The organism is Pseudaeromonas aegiceratis (assembly GCF_046254905.1).
Lineage (GTDB): Bacteria > Pseudomonadota > Gammaproteobacteria > Enterobacterales > Aeromonadaceae > Pseudaeromonas > Pseudaeromonas aegiceratis.
Window position 1 is genome coordinate 3,592,050 of sequence record NZ_CP158016.1, and the last position, 17,813, is coordinate 3,609,862.

19 protein-coding genes, 1 tRNA gene and 2 rRNA genes are annotated in these 17,813 nt (G+C 60.3%); 10 read left to right on the forward strand and 12 right to left on the reverse strand.

The features are described from left to right. Nucleotides 1–5: 5 nt before the first annotated feature. From ABHF91_RS16810 to ABHF91_RS16845, 8 genes are all read right to left on the reverse strand, one after another. Nucleotides 6–2,894, reverse strand: a 23S ribosomal RNA gene (locus ABHF91_RS16810). 201 nt (nucleotides 2,895–3,095) lie between these two features. Beyond that, nucleotides 3,096–3,171 (reverse strand) — tRNA-Glu (locus tag ABHF91_RS16815). A 191-nt stretch (nucleotides 3,172–3,362) separates the two neighbouring features. After that, nucleotides 3,363–4,905, reverse strand: a 16S ribosomal RNA gene (locus ABHF91_RS16820). The 16S and 23S rRNA genes sit together here with 1 tRNA gene alongside, the layout of an rRNA operon. Before the next feature lie 345 nt (nucleotides 4,906–5,250). After that, nucleotides 5,251–5,901 (reverse strand): energy transducer TonB, encoded by a 651-nt coding sequence (locus ABHF91_RS16825; RefSeq protein WP_409421379.1) that lies wholly within the window; start codon nucleotides 5,899–5,901, stop codon nucleotides 5,251–5,253. Between the two features lie 11 nt (nucleotides 5,902–5,912). Next, nucleotides 5,913–6,386, reverse strand: a complete 474-nt coding sequence (locus ABHF91_RS16830; RefSeq protein ID WP_409421380.1) for an ExbD/TolR family protein — start codon at nucleotides 6,384–6,386, stop codon at nucleotides 5,913–5,915. Next, on the reverse strand, nucleotides 6,304–6,753 hold the full coding sequence (locus ABHF91_RS16835) for a MotA/TolQ/ExbB proton channel family protein (RefSeq protein WP_409421381.1): 450 nt from the start codon (nucleotides 6,751–6,753) through the stop codon (nucleotides 6,304–6,306). The genes ABHF91_RS16830 and ABHF91_RS16835 overlap by 83 nt, the downstream gene beginning before the upstream one ends. A gap of 67 nt (nucleotides 6,754–6,820) precedes the next feature. Further along, on the reverse strand, nucleotides 6,821–8,047 hold the full coding sequence (locus ABHF91_RS16840; protein ID WP_409421382.1) for a MotA/TolQ/ExbB proton channel family protein: 1,227 nt from the start codon (nucleotides 8,045–8,047) through the stop codon (nucleotides 6,821–6,823). After that, nucleotides 8,040–8,675, reverse strand: coding sequence for a DUF3450 family protein (locus tag ABHF91_RS16845; RefSeq protein WP_409421383.1), 636 nt, complete (start codon nucleotides 8,673–8,675; stop codon nucleotides 8,040–8,042). Before ABHF91_RS16845 ends, ABHF91_RS16840 begins: the two co-directional genes overlap by 8 nt. 217 nt (nucleotides 8,676–8,892) lie before the next feature. On the opposite strand from ABHF91_RS16845, the gene ABHF91_RS16850 reads away from it, so the two are divergent. After that, nucleotides 8,893–9,636 carry a LuxR family transcriptional regulator gene (locus tag ABHF91_RS16850; RefSeq protein ID WP_409423146.1) on the forward strand — a complete coding sequence of 248 codons (744 nt, stop codon included), beginning with the start codon at nucleotides 8,893–8,895 and terminating at the stop codon, nucleotides 9,634–9,636. Nucleotides 9,637–9,659: 23 nt separating this feature from the next. Here the strand turns inward: ABHF91_RS16850 and ABHF91_RS16855 are convergent, their stop codons facing one another. Further along, entirely contained in the window at nucleotides 9,660–10,145 is a 486-nt protein-coding gene (locus ABHF91_RS16855) for a hypothetical protein (RefSeq protein WP_409421384.1), read from the reverse strand. A 149-nt stretch (nucleotides 10,146–10,294) separates the two neighbouring features. Between ABHF91_RS16855 and ABHF91_RS16860 the strand changes: the two genes are divergently transcribed. Continuing rightward, nucleotides 10,295–10,840 carry a cytochrome b/b6 domain-containing protein gene (locus tag ABHF91_RS16860; RefSeq protein ID WP_409421385.1) on the forward strand — a complete coding sequence of 182 codons (546 nt, stop codon included), beginning with the start codon at nucleotides 10,295–10,297 and terminating at the stop codon, nucleotides 10,838–10,840. Here the strand turns inward: ABHF91_RS16860 and ABHF91_RS16865 are convergent. Together ABHF91_RS16865 and nfo are read right to left on the reverse strand one after the other, a co-directional pair. Next, complete coding sequence (locus ABHF91_RS16865; RefSeq protein ID WP_409421386.1) at nucleotides 10,837–11,001, reverse strand: hypothetical protein; 165 nt, start codon at nucleotides 10,999–11,001, stop codon at nucleotides 10,837–10,839. The two genes, ABHF91_RS16860 and ABHF91_RS16865, sit on opposite strands and share 4 nt — an antisense overlap. 56 nt (nucleotides 11,002–11,057) lie before the next feature. Then, a complete protein-coding gene (nfo, locus tag ABHF91_RS16870) occupies nucleotides 11,058–11,900 on the reverse strand; it encodes a deoxyribonuclease IV (RefSeq protein WP_409421387.1) in 843 nt (280 codons plus the stop codon). A gap of 167 nt (nucleotides 11,901–12,067) precedes the next feature. Here nfo and ABHF91_RS16875 point away from each other — a divergent pair, with 167 nt between their 5' ends. Both ABHF91_RS16875 and ABHF91_RS16880 read left to right on the forward strand, forming a co-directional pair. Next, nucleotides 12,068–12,265 carry a type II toxin-antitoxin system RelB/DinJ family antitoxin gene (locus ABHF91_RS16875; RefSeq protein ID WP_409421388.1) on the forward strand — a complete coding sequence of 66 codons (198 nt, stop codon included), beginning with the start codon at nucleotides 12,068–12,070 and terminating at the stop codon, nucleotides 12,263–12,265. Nucleotides 12,266–12,389: 124 nt separating this feature from the next. Continuing rightward, nucleotides 12,390–12,932: a PIN domain-containing protein gene (locus ABHF91_RS16880; protein ID WP_409421389.1), complete on the forward strand. Its 543-nt coding sequence runs from the start codon at nucleotides 12,390–12,392 to the stop codon at nucleotides 12,930–12,932. 27 nt (nucleotides 12,933–12,959) lie between these two features. Here the strand turns inward: ABHF91_RS16880 and ABHF91_RS16885 are convergent, their stop codons facing one another. After that, nucleotides 12,960–13,400 (reverse strand): Fur family transcriptional regulator, encoded by a 441-nt coding sequence (locus ABHF91_RS16885; protein WP_409421390.1) that lies wholly within the window; start codon nucleotides 13,398–13,400, stop codon nucleotides 12,960–12,962. A 114-nt stretch (nucleotides 13,401–13,514) separates the two neighbouring features. Here ABHF91_RS16885 and ABHF91_RS16890 point away from each other — a divergent pair, with 114 nt between their 5' ends. Genes ABHF91_RS16890 through ABHF91_RS16915 form a run of 6 tightly spaced genes read left to right on the forward strand, consistent with a single transcriptional unit; the run spans nucleotide 13,515 to nucleotide 17,810 of the window. After that, a complete protein-coding gene (locus ABHF91_RS16890; RefSeq protein ID WP_409421391.1) occupies nucleotides 13,515–13,637 on the forward strand; it encodes a hypothetical protein in 123 nt (40 codons plus the stop codon). Beyond that, on the forward strand, nucleotides 13,624–14,355 hold the full coding sequence (gene aztA / locus ABHF91_RS16895) for a zinc ABC transporter ATP-binding protein AztA (protein WP_409421392.1): 732 nt from the start codon (nucleotides 13,624–13,626) through the stop codon (nucleotides 14,353–14,355). Before ABHF91_RS16890 ends, aztA begins: the two co-directional genes overlap by 14 nt. A gap of 3 nt (nucleotides 14,356–14,358) precedes the next feature. After that, nucleotides 14,359–15,228, forward strand: a complete 870-nt coding sequence (locus ABHF91_RS16900; protein ID WP_409421393.1) for a metal ABC transporter permease — start codon at nucleotides 14,359–14,361, stop codon at nucleotides 15,226–15,228. Nucleotide 15,229: 1 nt separating this feature from the next. Further along, nucleotides 15,230–16,192, forward strand: coding sequence for a metal ABC transporter substrate-binding protein (locus ABHF91_RS16905; protein WP_409421394.1), 963 nt, complete (start codon nucleotides 15,230–15,232; stop codon nucleotides 16,190–16,192). After that, on the forward strand, nucleotides 16,189–16,833 hold the full coding sequence (locus tag ABHF91_RS16910) for a DUF1007 family protein (protein ID WP_409421395.1): 645 nt from the start codon (nucleotides 16,189–16,191) through the stop codon (nucleotides 16,831–16,833). The genes ABHF91_RS16905 and ABHF91_RS16910 overlap by 4 nt, the downstream gene beginning before the upstream one ends. Then, nucleotides 16,830–17,810: a nickel/cobalt transporter gene (locus ABHF91_RS16915; protein WP_409421396.1), complete on the forward strand. Its 981-nt coding sequence runs from the start codon at nucleotides 16,830–16,832 to the stop codon at nucleotides 17,808–17,810. The genes ABHF91_RS16910 and ABHF91_RS16915 overlap by 4 nt, the downstream gene beginning before the upstream one ends. Nucleotides 17,811–17,813: the final 3 nt, after the last annotated feature.

A 17,813-nucleotide genomic window follows, 5' to 3' on the forward strand; every position in this document is an offset into this window, starting at 1 on the left:
GTTGTATGGTTAAGCCTCACGGGTAATTAGTATGGGTTAGCTCCACGCATCACTGCGCTTCCACACCCCACCTATCAACGTCGTAGTCTTCGACGGCCCTTTAGGAGGTTCAAGACCTCAGGGATGACTCATCTCAGGGCTCGCTTCCCGCTTAGATGCTTTCAGCGGTTATCGATTCCGAACTTAGCTACCGGGCAGTGCCATTGGCATGACAACCCGAACACCAGAGGTTCGTTCACTCCGGTCCTCTCGTACTAGGAGCAACTCCCTTCAATCATCCAACGCCCACGGCAGATAGGGACCGAACTGTCTCACGACGTTCTGAACCCAGCTCGCGTACCACTTTAAATGGCGAACAGCCATACCCTTGGGACCAACTTCAGCCCCAGGATGTGATGAGCCGACATCGAGGTGCCAAACACCGCCGTCGATATGAACTCTTGGGCGGTATCAGCCTGTTATCCCCGGAGTACCTTTTATCCGTTGAGCGATGGCCCTTCCATTCAGAACCACCGGATCACTATGACCTGCTTTCGCACCTGCTCGACCTGTCCGTCTCGCAGTTAAGCTGGCTTATGCCATTGCACTAACCTCCTGATGTCCGACCAGGATTAGCCAACCTTCGTGCTCCTCCGTTACTCTTTGGGAGGAGACCGCCCCAGTCAAACTACCCACCAGACACTGTCCTCACCCCGGATAACGGGGCCAAGTTAGAACATCAAACATACCAGGGTGGTATTTCAAGGTCGGCTCCACGACAACTAGCGTCATCGCTTCTAAGCCTCCCACCTATCCTACACAAGTAGGTTCAATGTTCAGTGTCAAGCTGTAGTAAAGGTTCACGGGGTCTTTCCGTCTAGCCGCGGGTACACTGCATCTTCACAGCGATTTCGATTTCACTGAGTCTCGGGTGGAGACAGCGTGGCCATGGTTACACCATTCGTGCAGGTCGGAACTTACCCGACAAGGAATTTCGCTACCTTAGGACCGTTATAGTTACGGCCGCCGTTTACCGGGGCTTCGATCAAGAGCTTCGCTTGCGCTAACCCCATCAATTAACCTTCCGGCACCGGGCAGGTGTCACACCCTATACGTCCACTTTCGTGTTTGCAGAGTGCTGTGTTTTTGTTAAACAGTCCCAGCCACCTGGTCACTGCGGCTGCCATCAGCTCTGTGAGCAAGTCACTTCACCAACAACAGCGTACCTTCTCCCGAAGTTACGGTACTATTTTGCCTAGTTCCTTCACCCGAGTTCTCTCAAGCGCCTTGGTATTCTCTACCCGACCACCTGTGTCGGTTTGGGGTACGGTTGTCTGTAACCTGAAGCTTAGAGGCTTTTCCTGGAAGCGTGGCATCAGCAACTTCCCATCCGTAGATGGTTCGTCTCGGGTCTCGACATTGTGTCTCCGGATTTGCCTGGATACACTGCCTACCGCCTTTCACCAGGACAACCAACGCCTGGCTTGCTTAGCCTTCTCCGTCCCCCCATCGCAGTTACAGCCAGTACGGGAATATTAACCCGCTTCCCATCGACTACGCTTTTCAGCCTCGCCTTAGGGGCCGACTCACCCTGCCCCGATTAACGTTGGACAGGAACCCTTGGTCTTCCGGCGAGGAGGCTTTTCACCCCCTTTATCGTTACTTACGTCAGCATTCGCACTTCTGATATCTCCAGCATGCCTTACGACACACCTTCGCAGACTTACAGAACGCTCCCCTACCACTCAATCTATTGATTGAATCCGCGGCTTCGGTGCCTGGTTTGAGCCCCGTTACATCTTCCGCGCAGGCCGACTCGACTAGTGAGCTATTACGCTTTCTTTAAATGATGGCTGCTTCTAAGCCAACATCCTAGCTGTCTGAGCCTTCCCACATCGTTTCCCACTTAACCAGAACTTTGGGACCTTAGCCGGCGGTCTGGGTTGTTTCCCTCTTCACGACGGACGTTAGCACCCGCCGTGTGTCTCCCGGATAGTACTTACTGGTATTCGGAGTTTGCATGGAGTTGGTAAGTCGGGATGACCCCCTAGTCCAAACAGTGCTCTACCCCCAGTAGTATTCGTCCGAGGCGCTACCTAAATAGCTTTCGGGGAGAACCAGCTATCACCGAGTTTGATTGGCCTTTCACCCCTAGCCACAAGTCATCCCCTAACTTTGCAACGTTAGTGGGTTCGGTCCTCCAGTACCTGTTACGGCACCTTCAACCTGCCCATGGCTAGATCACCCGGTTTCGGGTCTACTCCCAGCGACTAGTCGCCCAGTTAAGACTCGGTTTCCCTACGGCTCCCCTATTCGGTTAACCTCGCCACTGAAAGTAACTCGCTGACCCATTATACAAAAGGTACGCAGTCACCCCACAAGGAGGCTCCCACTGCTTGTACGTACACGGTTTCAGGTTCTATTTCACTCCCCTCACAGGGGTTCTTTTCGCCTTTCCCTCACGGTACTGGTTCACTATCGGTCAGTCAGTAGTATTTAGCCTTGGAGGATGGTCCCCCCATGTTCAGACAGGATATCACGTGTCCCGCCCTACTCGTTTTCACGCTGATGTCGCTTTCGTGTACGGGACTATCACCCTGTATCGTCGGCCTTTCCAGGACCGTTCCACTAACTCCATCAACGCTTAAGGGCTGCTCCCCGTTCGCTCGCCGCTACTGAGGGAATCTCGGTTGATTTCTTTTCCTCGGGGTACTGAGATGTTTCACTTCTCCCGGTTCGCCTCGCAACACTATGTATTCATGTTGCGATACTGAGTAAACTCAGTGGGTTTCCCCATTCGGACATGGTTGGCTATAACGCTTCTTACCAGCTCACCAACCCTTTTCGCAGGTTAGCACGTCCTTCATCGCCTCTGACTGCCTAGGCATCCACCGTGTACGCTTAGTCGCTTAACCATACAACCCCAAGAAGTCTTTCGACTCTCGACGTCGCACACAAGGACTGTGTTACAACTTTGTTTTCGCCAAGAAGTTCCAAGACACTTGTAACAGTATTTAGAACTTTTGAATCAGCTTTCCAGATTGTTAAAGAGCAGTTTTCACGAAGAAAACAGAGGTAAGAATTAGCTTCTTAGCTCTGCATTCTCAACGCATGAATGGCGTCCCCTAGGGGATTCGAACCCCTGTTACCGCCGTGAAAGGGCGGTGTCCTAGGCCTCTAGACGAAGGGGACAAAATTCGTGCTGTGCAGCGCTACGCGCTGCAACGAATTTTGTTCTTGGCGAAGCTGAGCCGGCGAAGCTGAGCGCCAATGTGGCGGTCCTGCTTACTCCGTCCAGAGCCAAAACAAACATCGCTTTGCTCTCTCTACATTTCAATTCAGGCAATCTGTGTGGTCACTCAGCAGACATTGCGTCATCAAGATAAGGAGGTGATCCAACCGCAGGTTCCCCTACGGTTACCTTGTTACGACTTCACCCCAGTCATGAACCACACCGTGGTAACCGCCCTCCCGAAGGTTAAGCTAGCTACTTCTGGTGCAATCCACTCCCATGGTGTGACGGGCGGTGTGTACAAGGCCCGGGAACGTATTCACCGCAACATTCTGATTTGCGATTACTAGCGATTCCGACTTCATGGAGTCGAGTTGCAGACTCCAATCCGGACTACGACGTACTTTTTGGGATTCGCTTACTCTCGCGAGCTTGCCGCCCTCTGTATACGCCATTGTAGCACGTGTGTAGCCCTAGCCGTAAGGGCCATGATGACTTGACGTCATCCCCACCTTCCTCCGGTTTATCACCGGCAGTCTCCTTTGAGTTCCCACCATCACGTGCTGGCAACAAAGGACAAGGGTTGCGCTCGTTGCGGGACTTAACCCAACATCTCACGACACGAGCTGACGACAGCCATGCAGCACCTGTGTTCTGGTTCCCGAAGGCACCCTCGTATCTCTACAAGGCTCCAGACATGTCAAGGCTAGGTAAGGTTCTTCGCGTTGCATCGAATTAAACCACATGCTCCACCGCTTGTGCGGGCCCCCGTCAATTCATTTGAGTTTTAACCTTGCGGCCGTACTCCCCAGGCGGTCAACTTATCGCGTTAGCTTCGGAGCCCACGCTCATACGGCACAGACTCCAAGTTGACATCGTTTACGGCGTGGACTACCAGGGTATCTAATCCTGTTTGCTCCCCACGCTTTCGCACCTGAGCGTCAGTCTTTGTCCAGGGGGCCGCCTTCGCCACCGGTATTCCTCCAGATCTCTACGCATTTCACCGCTACACCTGGAATTCTACCCCCCTCTACAAGACTCTAGCCGGACAGTTTCAAATGCAGTTCCCAGGTTGAGCCCGGGGCTTTCACATCTGACTTATCCAACCGCCTGCGTGCGCTTTACGCCCAGTAATTCCGATTAACGCTTGCACCCTCCGTATTACCGCGGCTGCTGGCACGGAGTTAGCCGGTGCTTCTTCTGCAAGTAACGTCACAGGTGGCAGATATTAGCTCCCACCCTTTCCTCCTTGCTGAAAGTGCTTTACAACCCGAAGGCCTTCTTCACACACGCGGCATGGCTGCATCAGGGTTTCCCCCATTGTGCAATATTCCCCACTGCTGCCTCCCGTAGGAGTCTGGACCGTGTCTCAGTTCCAGTGTGGCTGGTCATCCTCTCAGACCAGCTAGAGATCGTCGCCTTGGTGAGCCGTTACCTCACCAACTAGCTAATCCCACCTGGGTGCATCCAATCGCGGTAGGTCCGAAGATCCCCACCTTTCCCCCTCAGGGCGTATGCGGTATTAGCAGTCGTTTCCAACTGGTATCCCCCTCGATTGGGCAGCTCCCCAGGCATTACTCACCCGTCCGCCACTCGCCGGCGGGGAAGCAAGCTTCCCCCCGCTGCCGTTCGACTTGCATGTGTTAGGCCTGCCGCCAGCGTTCAATCTGAGCCATGATCAAACTCTTCAATTAAAGTTTTTGGCTCAATGAATTCTGAATTAACTGTTGCTAAATCTTTCGATTTGCTTTGGTCACTTCATCAGACATTGAAAATCAATTTTGTCGATTGACTTCAACCTCTGCGAGTGCCCACACAGATTGCTTGAATTGAATTGTTAAAGAGCGGTTCGGTTTGCACCGAGAGCTGCGCATTCTACCCAGCTCAGAAAGCTTGTCAAGCTGGACTTGACTGCCTTGCTCACCCGGCGTCTTGCGCCGTGTCAGTGAGGGCGCATTATAGGGAGCCCGCGCCGCGCCGCAAGGGGATTTTGCATCTTTTGGTGCGATCGCTCAGAAATGAGGCAAGGTGCACAGAAGTCACTCAGAAAGGGCCACCTGGCCACCGCCATTGAGGTGGAAAATGAGCGTCACCGTTTTTATTTCTTCTGTAGACGCTGCCTCATTAGACCGTTTGGAATAGCGCCACTGCCGCAATGCCATCAAGGCGGTACGGGCCAACTCAGGATCGCCCTCCAGCAAGCGCAGTTGTGCCAGCCTGCCATCGGCACCAATCACATAGCGGATCTTAACCGTCCCCTGCCGACGCATCAGCCGTGCCCGCTGCGGATATGCAGGCAGCGGACGATAAAGGGGATGCTGTGCTGCTGGGCCAGCGTTCGCAGGGCTCACACTGGGGGCAACACCCGTTGCCAGGGACGGCGCCATACCGTGTGCCCCTGCTGGCGTCGCCGTAACGGCAGGCGCGGACGCGTTGACCGACGGCATCACCGACCGGATCGCAGGCTTGGACACCACCATGGGGATCAGCAAGCGCTTGGCTTGCTCAGCCGCCACCCCGGCTGGCACAAGCTGATGTGATGGGGCAGGAGCCCCGCCCGAGGAAGCCAGATCCGTCAACTCAATCGGCACCGGCTTGCTGGCCGGCAAGGTCTGCGGACCTGTTGCTACTAGGCGCGCCAGCGCAGCCAGCAACAAACCCGCCAGCAACAGGCTGCCGGTAAGCGCCAAGCCCCAGTATCTCACGGAGCCAAGACCCCGACGGCCAGTTGACGGATGCCCGCCTGCTTGACTCTGTCCATCAGGGCCACCACCTGGCCATGGGAGACCTGGCTATCCGCCTCGATAACGACCTCGGCCTGCGGCGACAGCTGGGCTAGCGCCGCCCCCAGATCCTGAGACAGCAAGGGTTGCCCCTGCCAACGCAGCTGGCCATCCACCAGCAGTTGCAGGTGGATCAGGTCCGCGTGGCTGCGCTGGGCGGACTGAGCGGCAGGCAGCTGAACGTCCAGCGTGCGAATTTGCAGAAAGCTGCTGCTCACCACAAAGAAGATGAGCATGATGAAGACGATATCCAGCATGGGGGTCATGTCCACTTGGACCTCGTCATCGTCCCGTCGTCGGGAGGAAAACCTAGTTCGCATCCTCTGCCTCACACAAGAGTCCATCCTGCAACTGTTGCAGGAGACGCGTAATTCGCCGCTGCAGGCGGCCATGCAGCAGCCAACCCAACAGGGCCGCCCCCATCCCCATTAGGGTGGTCAAGCAGGCGCTGGCAATGCCCGCCCCCACCCCGGGATCGGCGGGTGATAACCCCAAAGCGAGCGCATCGAATACCTGCAACATGCCGCAGACGGTCCCCAGCAGCCCCAGCATGGGACACAGCTTGATTAGATTGCGTGCCAAGCGAAGCCCTTGTTGCAGTTCGTGCCGGGCGCCGCTAATACAGACGGCCCGCTGCCGCCGCACCCAGGCCAAGGAGTCCCCCTGATGAGGCGCCTGCCGTAAATAGCGTTGCCGTCGCCGAGGCCAGATACGCCAGACATACCAGTAGCGCTCCAGCAGCAAGGTGTTTAACCACACCAGGAGGCCCATCAAAGGCCACATCAAAGGGCCACCTCGCTGGATGAAGCCCAGTAGGTTGGGCCAGTCAGCCATGCCGCGGCGTCCAATCAGCCAACAGGCGCAAGGCTTCCTGCTCCAGGCGCAGCGACAATTGCTCCACCCGGCTTTGCAGCAGGCCATGGGCCAGCAGCAGCGGCATGGCGGCCACCAAGCCCAAGACGGTGGTGACCAGCGCCGTGGCAATCCCGCCTGCCATCAGTGTGGGCTCGCCCCCTGCCGAATCGCTCAAGCCCTGAAATGTCGCAATCATACCGGTAACCGTGCCCAGCAGCCCCAGCATGGGCGCCACCGGGATCAAGAGTTTGAGCCACGCCAAGCCCCGCTCCAGCCTGGCTTGCTCCTGCAGCAAACAATCATCCAACTGTAGCTCGAGCGTATCCCGCTCCAGCGCCTGCCATTGAGCGGCGCGCTGGCGCAGTCGGCCTAGGGCGTTGTTTGGCTGCGACTCCGCCAGATCGACTTGCTGCCTCATCAGGCGGCTCTCACGCCACAGCACCCAGCTGCGCCAGAGGACAGTTCCGCCCCCCAGCAGCGCCAGCAGCAACAGGAGCAGACCAATGGGCCCAGCCTGTGTCAGCCGCCCCCCCAGATCAGGCCGGGTCGCTAGGCGCTGCAGCGTCTTACCCTGCTGCAGATCCAGCGGGACCAGCTGCCACTGCTGTGGTGATGCGGATAAGTATTGGATCAGCGCAGCTTGTGTCTGCCTATCCGGTTGCCAGGCCGGCGGGCGCAGGGCTCCCTCAGACAACGAGTAGAAACCGTTGGCATCGAACAGCGCCCAGCGCCCCAGTGCCACCAAGGTGCCAGATTGGGTCCGCCCTTGCACATCGGGCCGTATCAGGTTGACCCGCTGTCGTTGGCCGCCTTGCTGCCACAGCATCAACCAACCTTGGCTGACGGCCGTCAACAGGCGTGGCAGCTGCCGCTCATCCCCCTGCAGCAGCTGTTTCAGCTCGGCAAGCTGGGTCGATTGCGTCAGCGCCAGCACCGAGTCAGTCCAGCGGCTGACCAAGGCCTCAGCGCTGCGGCGCACCTGCCCCTGCAGGGCCTGCAGATCCGCCCCCTGAGCCGTCAGTTGCCGACGCTGGCCCTGTAACTTCAGCTCCAGCTGCGACACCTGGCTATCCAGCTGCGCCCCCTGTTCCAGCAATTGCTTCAGCTCTGCCTGCCTGGCGGCAAGTGGCGCAACCGGCGCCTCCTTGGCCGATAACAGGCCACTCAACAACAGCAGACAGAGCAAGAGTCTACTCATGGCTTGCCTCCCCTGCCGGCCCCGTCAGCGGCAGCTGAGATAGGGCTAACCAGTCTGCCTTTGCCTCGTGAGTCAAGGGGGTCAGGGCCGCTGCCATGGCCGCCGGCAGAGCCTGCCATTGGCCGGCCTGCCAACACCAGGCCCGTTGCGCATCTAATTGTTGCGCACACCAGGCCAGCCGCCCCACCCGAACAAAGGCCAACTGACGATCCGGCGCCATCGGCAAGCCGCCGCGATAACGGCTGATCTGCTGCCCATAGTCATCCTCCTGCTGCAGTTGCTCCAGCAAGGACGCGGCACGTTGTACCAGGGGGACATCCGGGGCCAACAATTTCTGACGCACCCCCTGCCAGTCCCCTTGCCGCGTCATAAGAAAGAAGGGCATATCCAACTCCAGCTGGTGCCAGGCCTGCTGCCACTGTTGCAGTAGCAACGGCTCGAGCTGCTCCCGCACACCGAGCAAGGCGGCCTGGCGCGCAGCCAGGCGCTGCTCCTCTTGCTGCAACTCAGCCAGCTGAGCCTGCCGGAACTGGTTATGGACCCGCTGCTGGCTGATGGCCTGCTCCAGCTCGGTCAACTGGGGTGCCGGTGACGCTGACGCGGAACCACAAAACAGGTGGGTGGCCAACAGCAGCCAGGCGCAAACGCGTGGTAACGAATTTGTTTCGTAAATGTGGCAAGGATCTGTTTGCTTATGCATCAGAGTGGTCAAAAGAATCCGTGGTTACTATGCTGCATGGAGCCTCCATAGTAGAGGCAAAAACAAGAAAAGAAAGTCAGGCAGGCTGCTGGCTGTACAGCCCATGGTCACGCCTGAACACGGGAAGGAACAACAAGTGGAAAAAATGCGCTTCACCCAACTGCTCAATCGCATCGACGATTGCGGCAAGGCCGAACAGCTCAATCAGCTCATCCTGGAGGTGACCCGAGAGTACGGCTACCAGTACTATCAATTCTGCCTACTCATTCCCATGGGTCTGCTGCAGTGCCAGATTTACCTGCTAAGCCACAGCCCGGATGGCTGGGTAAAAACCTACTGGGATAACAAATACATGCAAGAGGATCCCCTGGTGCACCTCGCCATGCGCCAGAATCGCCCCATCCAATGGCGCGAGATGGATCTGACCGACAAACGGCTGCCGGCTCAGTCCGTGGCCATCATGGCAGCCCGCCGTGAGCTGGGCATGTGTGATGGGGTGACCTTTCCGCTGCATGGCCCCAATGGCAGTCACGGCGTGCTCTCCCTGTCGGGCGGACAGTGCAGTGTGCTGGAGCTGGCCGATCTGCCCCTGCTGGGTATCCTCAGCAGCGCCATTTTTTGCAAGGCGAATCAGCTACTCAACCAGAAAGCCTCCAACCTGTCGGAGCGGGAGCGAGAATGTCTGTTCTGGGTCAGTGAGGGCAAAACCTCCTGGGAGGTGGCCAAGATACTGGGCATCACGGAGCGGACGGTTAATTTTCACCTCAACAGCGCCATCCGCAAGACGGGTTGCCGCAACCGCTACCAGACCATAGCCCACAGCATCTCCAGCGGGCACCTGATGCCGGCCATGGATCGGCTGACCCTGGCCACCTTCATGGAGATCTAACTGGCCGGCCTCTTCAGGCCGGCTTAACGGTCCGGATAATCGTGCATCCGCAACTTACGCTGGGACGCGCTAGTGCGTCTGTGTCCAGTCGCGGGTGCAGGAGCCGCCGGCGCCACAGGCCGTTTAGCCTGGGGTGGCACCTTGGCGGGTTGACGTAACAGACGCCGCAGGCTCCAGACGCACAACAGACAAGCCACCACTCCCATCAGGGTGTAGAACCGGGCGCCATCCCGCGACAACCCCTCGATCCAGGGCAACCAGCCCTCCGTGGTCAGCCAGTCTTGCCATTTACCCAGAAACAGAATGCGAGACAGAAACAGCGCATCGGCGAACAGCATCATCAGCACCCCGGTTCGAAACCAACGGGGAATGACCAGCATGATGAGACCGGCGACAAACAGCATGGTGCCGCCCCCCACCAAGGCCGTATCCAGTGCCGCCTTGAGCGGCATCGCCTGGCTGGGCAGGGGCAAGCAGACCAGCAGCCCCCAAACAGGATGGATCTTCACGAACAGACTCCCTTCGCCGGATGAAGGCGCCATGATCCCAAAAGCGCGAGTCCGGGTCAAAACCTGCCGCCGCCCATAAGGTTGAATTAATCCTCGCCGGCTAGACTCAAACACGCCATATTGGCCTCTCGCCCCACAGGAGTTGCATCATGTCCAAGAGTGTACGTGTCTGGGATCCCTTCGTCCGGCTGTTTCACTGGTGTACGGCCGCCCTGTTTATCGCCAACTACGCCTTGCTGGAAGAGGGCAGCCGCCCACACCGCTATGTGGGCTACACCCTGATAGGTCTGGTGCTGACGCGCATCATCTGGGGCTTTATCGGCACCCACTATGCCCGTTTCAGCAGCTTCGTGCCGGCGCCGCAGACCCTGAAGCGCTACCTGGCCGCCCTGGCCCAGGGGCAGCATCCCTATTACCTGACCCACAACCCGCTAGGGGCCTTGATGGTGGTCTTCCTGCTGCTCATGCTGTTGTGCACCGGGCTCAGTGGCTGGCTGTTAACCCAGGACGGCTTCTGGAGCGACCGGCTGATGGAGGGCATCCACGGCACCTGTGCCAACCTGGTGATGCTCGCGGTAGGCTGTCATATCGCGGCGGTGATCTGGATCAGCCACCGCACCCACGAACCCCTGGTGCCCGCCATGGTGCACGGTCGCAAACCCAGCCAATGGCCGCCCGAATCGGCCGACGACTAAAGACGCCAATAGGGCAGGAGTTCGTCATCCTTACGGCGGCCAGGACTTTGCCGGCGATCCGCCTTGTCCGGTTCCCAGCGAATGTCGTTGCGCCGATCCATCTGCTGGCGCCGCTCACCGTGACGACGCTCTGGACCTGTGTAGGGGGGTTGGCTGCTCATGCTGGACTCCTCCGGCCTGACCTGGCTGCTTCAAGCATAGCCCAGCCGACGCCGCCCTAAGCCGCTAACGAGCGCAGCCAGGCGATCTCCTCGGCCCAAATCTCTGGCGCCACGGTTTCCAGCACCATGGGGATGCCATCGAATCGGCTGTCCCGCATGATGTGGTGAAACACCGCCTCCCCCAGGTTGCCTTGCTGCAGACTGTGGTGACGGTCGACCCGGCTCCCCAGGTCGCTCTTGGCGCCGTTCAGGTGCATGCCCTTGAGGTAGTTGAAGCCGACCACCTGGGCAAACAGCTCAAAGGTCGCCGCGCACCCATCTGGGGTACGCAGATCGTAGCCGGCGGCGAAGGCGTGACAGGTATCCAGACAGACCCCGACCCGGGTCTTGTCCGCCACCCCGTCGATGATCTGCGCCAAATGGTCGAACGACCAGCCCAGATTGCTGCCTTGCCCCGCTGTGTTTTCAATCACCGCCACCACGTCATCACAGCGGGCCAGGGCCCAATTGATGGACTCGCTGACCCGGGCCAGCGCAGCCTCCTCGCTCAGCTGATTCAGGTGGCTGCCAGGGTGAAAATTGAGGTAACACAGACCCAACTGCTGGCAGCGCTGCAACTCATCCAGGAAGGCTTCACGGGACTTGGCCAAGGCTCCGTCCTCGGGATGACCCAGGTTAATCAGGTAGCTGTCATGGGGCAGAATCTGTTGCGGCGTGAAGCCGCCGGCAACACAGGCCTCGCGAAATGCGGCTATGGTCTCCGCCTTGAGGGGCGGCGCGCTCCATTGGCGCTGGTTCTTGGTGAACAGGGCAAAGGCATTGGCTCCCAGCGCCTGGGCGCGGGCCACGCACAGATCCACGCCGCCGGCGGCACTGACATGGGCTCCGATGTACTTCATGCAAACCTCCTGAGGTAAGAGGTTTGAATTATGCCCAGCCATCCGCACCGGCTCCAACCCTGAAAAAAACGTGTCTTTGTCCACCCCTTGCACAACAAGCCCTTGAGCCTGACCTCCCCCTGTATCAGGCTAGGGCCTTCTGCACGCCACACAATCAGGAGCAAGGGATGGCGATCATCAAGAGTGACATGGTTCGGGCCCGGATCGAGCCGGCCATCAAGGAGCGCGCCGAAGTGGTGCTGGAGAAACTGGGCATGAGCACGGCCGACGCCATTCGTTTGCTGTTGACCCAGATTGCCCTGCGCCAGGCGTTTCCGCTGGAGCTGACATTGCCGCCGGACGAACGCCTGCCGGAGCAAAAATAACCACCCGCCACAACGTGATCTGTCATGCAAAATTGGGGGCGAGGGATAGTATTTAGGAAGAGGCTAGCCTAAAAGCATAGTCTCAGTTGAAATCGCTCTCAACTTGAAGTCCAGGAGCACACCCATGGCCAATCGCGTTCTCATCATTACCAACGACAATATTCAGGATTTGCCGCTCAACGAGATGTCCCGCTTCAGTCAGGTCATCCTGTTGATCGGCAAAGGCCAAACCAACCTTTCGCTGGAGATGGCCCGCTGTCTGCTGGAGCTGCAATCCCAGCAGAGCATCCACATCGATCTGCAGCCGGTGAAGCACACCAGCAAGACCGCCTTCGACATGCACTTCGCCCTGCAACTGGGGCGCATGCTGGAGCGGGAACCGGAAAGCAGCTTTACCATCCTCTCCACCGATGCCGGTTACGACCCGCTGGTGGCCAGTTGCCGCGAACAGGGGCTGAAGGTCAACCGGGTTGAAGAGCTGCGGCGCGCCGGCGCCAGTCAGGCCAGCAACGAAGCGGCGGCCAGCAAGGAGCCGGAAAAAGTCGACAAGGCCGAGAAAAACGGCAAGGAGAAGGACAAGAGCGCCGAGCTGGAGCTGGAAGCCCCGTCCAAGGGGGTCAGCCGCAATCAGCAGCTCATCTCCTCCCTCATCGGCAGCAAGCGCTAAGCATTTTTACCAAACCAGACGGCACCCTCAGGGTGCCGTCGTCGTTTCGGCCACCGAGCATTGGGCGCAGACCCCTTTAAGCTCCAGCATCTGGGGCAACAGCGTGAAGGCCTGCTCCGCCGCCTGGGACCGTAACAAGGTCAACAGGGGGACCGGCAGCGGCAACTCCTGCACCTGACTACAGCGCACGCAGATCAACAGCTGGGCATAGTGATCGCAGCCCCGTCGCGGGCAGGCCACATACTTCTGCACCGACTGCAGATAGTGCACCAGCCCCACGCTCACCAGATAATCCAGGGCGCGATAGGCCGTGGGCGGCTGCCAGACGATCCCTTCCGTCTTCAACCTATCCAGCAACTCATAGGCGCTCAAGGGCCGCGGACTGCCCTCCAACTGCTGCAACACCTGCTGACGATTGGGCGTCAGCTTGGCGGTCTGGTGGCCACAACAGCCATGGGTATCAGACATGAACCACCTCGGCGGGAATCAATTCAAGGGGTCATTTTAACGGCAATCAGCGGATTGCCAAGTCAAAATGTTATGTTATAACATAACGCGCCTTGATACTGACGGACCCTTTTCATGTCGTTGCGTTCCCTTTTGCTTACCGGCGCCCTGCTGCGCACCCTGTTGGCCCTGGGGCTCATCGCCCTGCTCTGGCTGGCCCTGCTGCTAGCCATGGGAGGCGCCGGTGCTGCAGTTTGACAACCTGACCCTGGGCTATGATCGCCACCCGGCCCTGCATCATCTGCACGGCCACATCCCCCATGGCAGCCTGCTGGCGGTGGTCGGCCCCAATGGCGGCGGTAAATCCACCCTGCTCAAGGGCATTCTGGGTCAGCTCAAGCCCCTCACCGGCAAGGTCACCTGTGCCGTACCGCGGCAGGCCATCGGTTATCTGCCCCAGCAGAGCCGGATCGATCGCAGCTTCCCCATCAGCGTGCAGGAGACGGTGGCCATGGGATTGTGGCGCCACTGTGGCCTGTTCGGCCGCCTGCCCAGGGCCCAGCGACTCGGGGTCGCCGCCGCCCTGGAACGGGTGGGGCTGGAGCGCTTGGCGGAGGCCAACCTGGATGCCTTGTCCGGCGGCCAACTGCAGCGGGCGCTGTTTGCCCGCCTCTGGCTGCAGGATGCCCAGTTGATGCTGCTGGATGAGCCCTTCAGCGCCATCGACAACCAGACCGCCGAAGACCTGCTGGACCTACTGGAAGAGTGGCAGGCCCAAGGCAAGACGGTACTGGCGGTGATCCACGACCTGGAGCAGGTGCGCCGTCACTTCTCCCAGACCCTGTTGCTGGCGCGGGAATGCATCGCCTGGGGCGCCACCGACGGCGTGCTGACCCAGGAGAATCTCAACCGCGCGCGAACCCTGCATGCCGGCCCGGATCCCGATGCCGCCTTCTGTCTGCGAACCCCGGAGTAAGCCATGTTGCTGGACTGGTTCATCAATCCCTTTAGCGAATTTCAATTCATGCAGCGGGCCCTGGCCGGCTGCCTGGCCCTCTGCCTGAGCGCCCCGCCCATCGGCGTCTTCCTGATGCTCAGGCGCATGAGCCTCACCGGCGACGCCATGTCCCACGCCATCCTGCCCGGCGCGGCGGTGGGCTATCTGGTGGCCGGCCTGTCGGTGGAGGCCATGACCCTGGGTGGCCTGGTGGCCGGCGGCCTGGTGGTGGTGCTCTCCGGCCTGGTGTCCCGCCATACACAAAGCGGTGAAGACAGCAGCCTGGCGGCCTTCTACCTCATCTCCATGGCCCTGGGGGTGCTGCTCATCTCCACCCATGGCAGCAGTGTGGATCTGCTGCACGTGCTGTTCGGCTCGACCCTGGCCCTCAACGATGCGGCCCTCTGGCTGCTGGGGGGCATCTCCACCATCACATTGCTGGGACTGGCCTGGATCTACCGCCCCCTGGTGCTGGAGTGCCTGGATCCAGACTTCCTGGCCAGCGTCAGCCGGGCCGGCAGCTGGGTACACCTGGGCTTCCTGTTGCTGGCGGTGCTGAACCTCATCGCCGGCTTCCACGCCCTGGGCACCTTGATGTCCGTCGGCCTGATGATACTGCCTGGGGCCGCCATGCGTTACTGGACCCGTCGCCTGGGCCTGCTGCTGCTGGGCAGTGCCGTGCTGGCCCTGCTCGCTTGCATCAGCGGCCTGCTGTTCTCCTATTACCAGGGCTGGCCCACCAGCCCCACCATCATTCTCAGCCTGGGGGTCGGCTATGCCGTCTCCCTGCTACTTGGCGGTCAGGGGGGCCTGTTGCCCCGCCTGATCCGTCGTCGTCATCTGGAGGCTTAACATGATTCACTCATCGTATTCCCCGTCCCGTCTGCGCCTGGGGCTATGCAGCCTGTTGCTGCTGGCGGCCCCCGCCTTCGCCGCACCCATTCCGGTCACCGCCACCTTCAGCATACTGGGGGACCTGGTCAAGCAGGTCGGTGGTGAGCAGGTCGCGGTGCACAGCCTGGTGGGCCCCAACGGCGATGCCCACGTCTACCAGCCCAGCCCGCAGGATGTGCGCACCCTGAGCCAGTCCAAGCTGCTGGTGAGCAATGGCCTGCACTTTGAAGGCTGGCTGGATCGCCTGTCCCAGGCCTCCGGCTTCAAAGGCGCCGAGGTCGTCGCCAGCCAGGGCATCAAGGCCCGCGCCATGGCGGAAGAGGAAGATGGCACTGAGGAACACGAACACGAGCACGACGGAAAGGAAGAGGCGGGGCATCACCACCATGACGGTATCGATCCGCATGCCTGGAACGATCCGGAGAATGTCATCGTCTACGTCAACAACATCGCCAGCGGCCTGAGCCAGCTGGACCCGGAGCATGCCAGCCAGTACCAGGCTAATGCCGAGGCCTATGTCCGCCAGATCAAGGCGCTGGATGGTGAATACCGCCCGCGCTTTGCCGCCCTGAGCGCCCAGCAACGCCGTGCCATCACCTCCCACGATGCCTTTGGCTACCTGGCCCAGGCCTATGATCTGAGCCTGCTGGCGCCCCAAGGGATCAACACGGAGGCGGAAGCCTCGGCCGCCGACGTGGGCAAGCTCATTCGCCAGATCCGGCAGGAGCACATCAAGGCCCTGTTCGTGGAAAACATCAGCGACCCGCGGCTCATTGAGCAGATCGCCCGGGAAACCGGTGTGCAGCCCGGTGGCAGCCTCTACTCCGATGCCCTGTCACCGGCCGATGGCGAGGCACCTGACACCCTGAGCCTGCTGCGGCATAATCTGAGCACTCTGCTCAAGGCCATGGAACAACAGTGATTCAACGCCGTCGCTTCTGGGCGCTGGCCCTCTGGCTGGGGAGCCTCTCCCCGGCCTGGAGCCACCCCCACAGCTGGATAGATATGATCAGCCGCCCCCAGATAGACGCCCAGGGACGGCTGTTCGCTTTTAAACTCAGTTGGCTGTTTGACGAGTTCTACTCCGCCACCGTGCTGGACGACGCCAAGGGCAAGCCGAGCCAGGCCTTCTTGGCCGATCTGGCCAAGCAGAGTCAGGCCACCCTCAAAGAGGGGCACTATCTGCTGCACTTTCGTGGCAGAAACCCTGCCCCCACCTTTGGCCCGGTCAGCGACTTTCGCTACAGCCTGTTCCAGGGCCAGCTGAAACTGGATTTCACCCTGCCCTTGGCCAAGCCCGTGGACTTGACCGGCCAGACGCTGGACTACGCCATCTACGACAGCACCTATTACATCGACATGTCCCACCATGCCCCCGAGGCCATCCAGCTGGAGGGGCCGGGCGCCACCCACTGCAAGGCCATCTATCACGTACCCAACCCCAGCGATAAGGACATCGAATACGCCAGCAATCTGGATATCAACCAGCAAGGGGACGAAGGTCTAGGTGAGGTATTTGCCGAATGGATCAGCCTGCATTGCCAAGGAGACGTCACCCCATGACCGCCTTCATTCACCGTCACTGGCCGCGTCTGCTGCTGTTATTGGCCCTGGCCGGGTTGGGGGCTTGGCTCTGGCAGGCCTGGCCCGGTCTGCGTTTTGAGCTGGCGCGCCTGCAGCTGGGCTTTCAGCGGGAGCTGGGGCAGTTGCTGCGCAGCGCCCAGAGCTGGCAACCCAGTACCGTCCTCGCGCTGCTGGCTTTGAGCTTCGGCTACGGCGTCTGCCATGCCGCCGGACCCGGCCATGGCAAGCTGGTGCTCAGCACCTACCTGGCCACCCACCCCAGCCGCCTGGGCCAGGCCATCCGCCTGTCGGTGGGCGCCGCCCTGCTGCAGGCCCTGGTGGCCATAGCGCTCATCGGACTGGGCGGTTGGCTGCTGGATCTCTCCGCCCGCCAAGCCCAGGGGGTGGGCGTCGGCCTGGAGAAAGCCAGCTACCTGCTGGTGATGGGATTGGGGGCCTGGATTGCCTGGCGTGCCCTGCGCGCACTCTGGCAGCGCAAACCGCTGGTCGCACCGGCAATCCACGCCTTGCGGCCCTTACGGCACCAGGGAGAGTTGCTGCTACGGCCACGCCCCCAGGCCGACTGCGGCTGTGGCCATCAGCATGTGCCCCAGGCCGACCAGCTGAATGGTTCGCCAAGCTGGCAGACCCGAGCCGGGCTCCTGCTGGCCATGGGGCTACGCCCCTGTAGCGGTGCCTTGCTGTTGCTGGTGTTGGCCAAGGTGTTGCAGCAGTTCTGGTTGGGTGCCCTGGCCACCCTGGCCATGGCGGCCGGCACAGCCCTGACGGTGAGCGCCCTGGCGCTGCTGAGCCGCCAGGCCCGCCAGCTGGCGCTGGCCTTGAGCCGGGGCAACCGACACGCCGAGGGGCTGTTACCCAAACTGGGCCAAGGGCTGGCCCTGCTGGGTGGTCTGGTGCTGATCATCGGTGGGCTGGGCCTCTACCTGGCCCCCACCTCCCTGCTGCTGCCCCGCTAGGGG

Coding starts and splice junctions, on each gene's coding strand:
- ABHF91_RS16830 (WP_409421380.1), bottom strand. CDS start 6,386: ATGGCCGCCTGCAGCGGCGAATTACGCGTCTCCTGCAACAGTTGCAGG.
- ABHF91_RS16840 (WP_409421382.1), bottom strand. CDS start 8,047: ATGAGTAGACTCTTGCTCTGTCTGCTGTTGTTGAGTGGCCTGTTATCG.
- ABHF91_RS16850 (WP_409423146.1), top strand. CDS start 8,893: ATGCGCTTCACCCAACTGCTCAATCGCATCGACGATTGCGGCAAGGCC.
- ABHF91_RS16860 (WP_409421385.1), top strand. CDS start 10,295: ATGTCCAAGAGTGTACGTGTCTGGGATCCCTTCGTCCGGCTGTTTCAC.
- ABHF91_RS16865 (WP_409421386.1), bottom strand. CDS start 11,001: ATGAGCAGCCAACCCCCCTACACAGGTCCAGAGCGTCGTCACGGTGAG.
- nfo (WP_409421387.1), bottom strand. CDS start 11,900: ATGAAGTACATCGGAGCCCATGTCAGTGCCGCCGGCGGCGTGGATCTG.
- ABHF91_RS16875 (WP_409421388.1), top strand. CDS start 12,068: ATGGCGATCATCAAGAGTGACATGGTTCGGGCCCGGATCGAGCCGGCC.
- ABHF91_RS16880 (WP_409421389.1), top strand. CDS start 12,390: ATGGCCAATCGCGTTCTCATCATTACCAACGACAATATTCAGGATTTG.
- ABHF91_RS16885 (WP_409421390.1), bottom strand. CDS start 13,400: ATGTCTGATACCCATGGCTGTTGTGGCCACCAGACCGCCAAGCTGACG.
- ABHF91_RS16890 (WP_409421391.1), top strand. CDS start 13,515: ATGTCGTTGCGTTCCCTTTTGCTTACCGGCGCCCTGCTGCGCACCCTG.
- ABHF91_RS16900 (WP_409421393.1), top strand. CDS start 14,359: ATGTTGCTGGACTGGTTCATCAATCCCTTTAGCGAATTTCAATTCATG.
- ABHF91_RS16905 (WP_409421394.1), top strand. CDS start 15,230: ATGATTCACTCATCGTATTCCCCGTCCCGTCTGCGCCTGGGGCTATGC.
- ABHF91_RS16915 (WP_409421396.1), top strand. CDS start 16,830: ATGACCGCCTTCATTCACCGTCACTGGCCGCGTCTGCTGCTGTTATTG.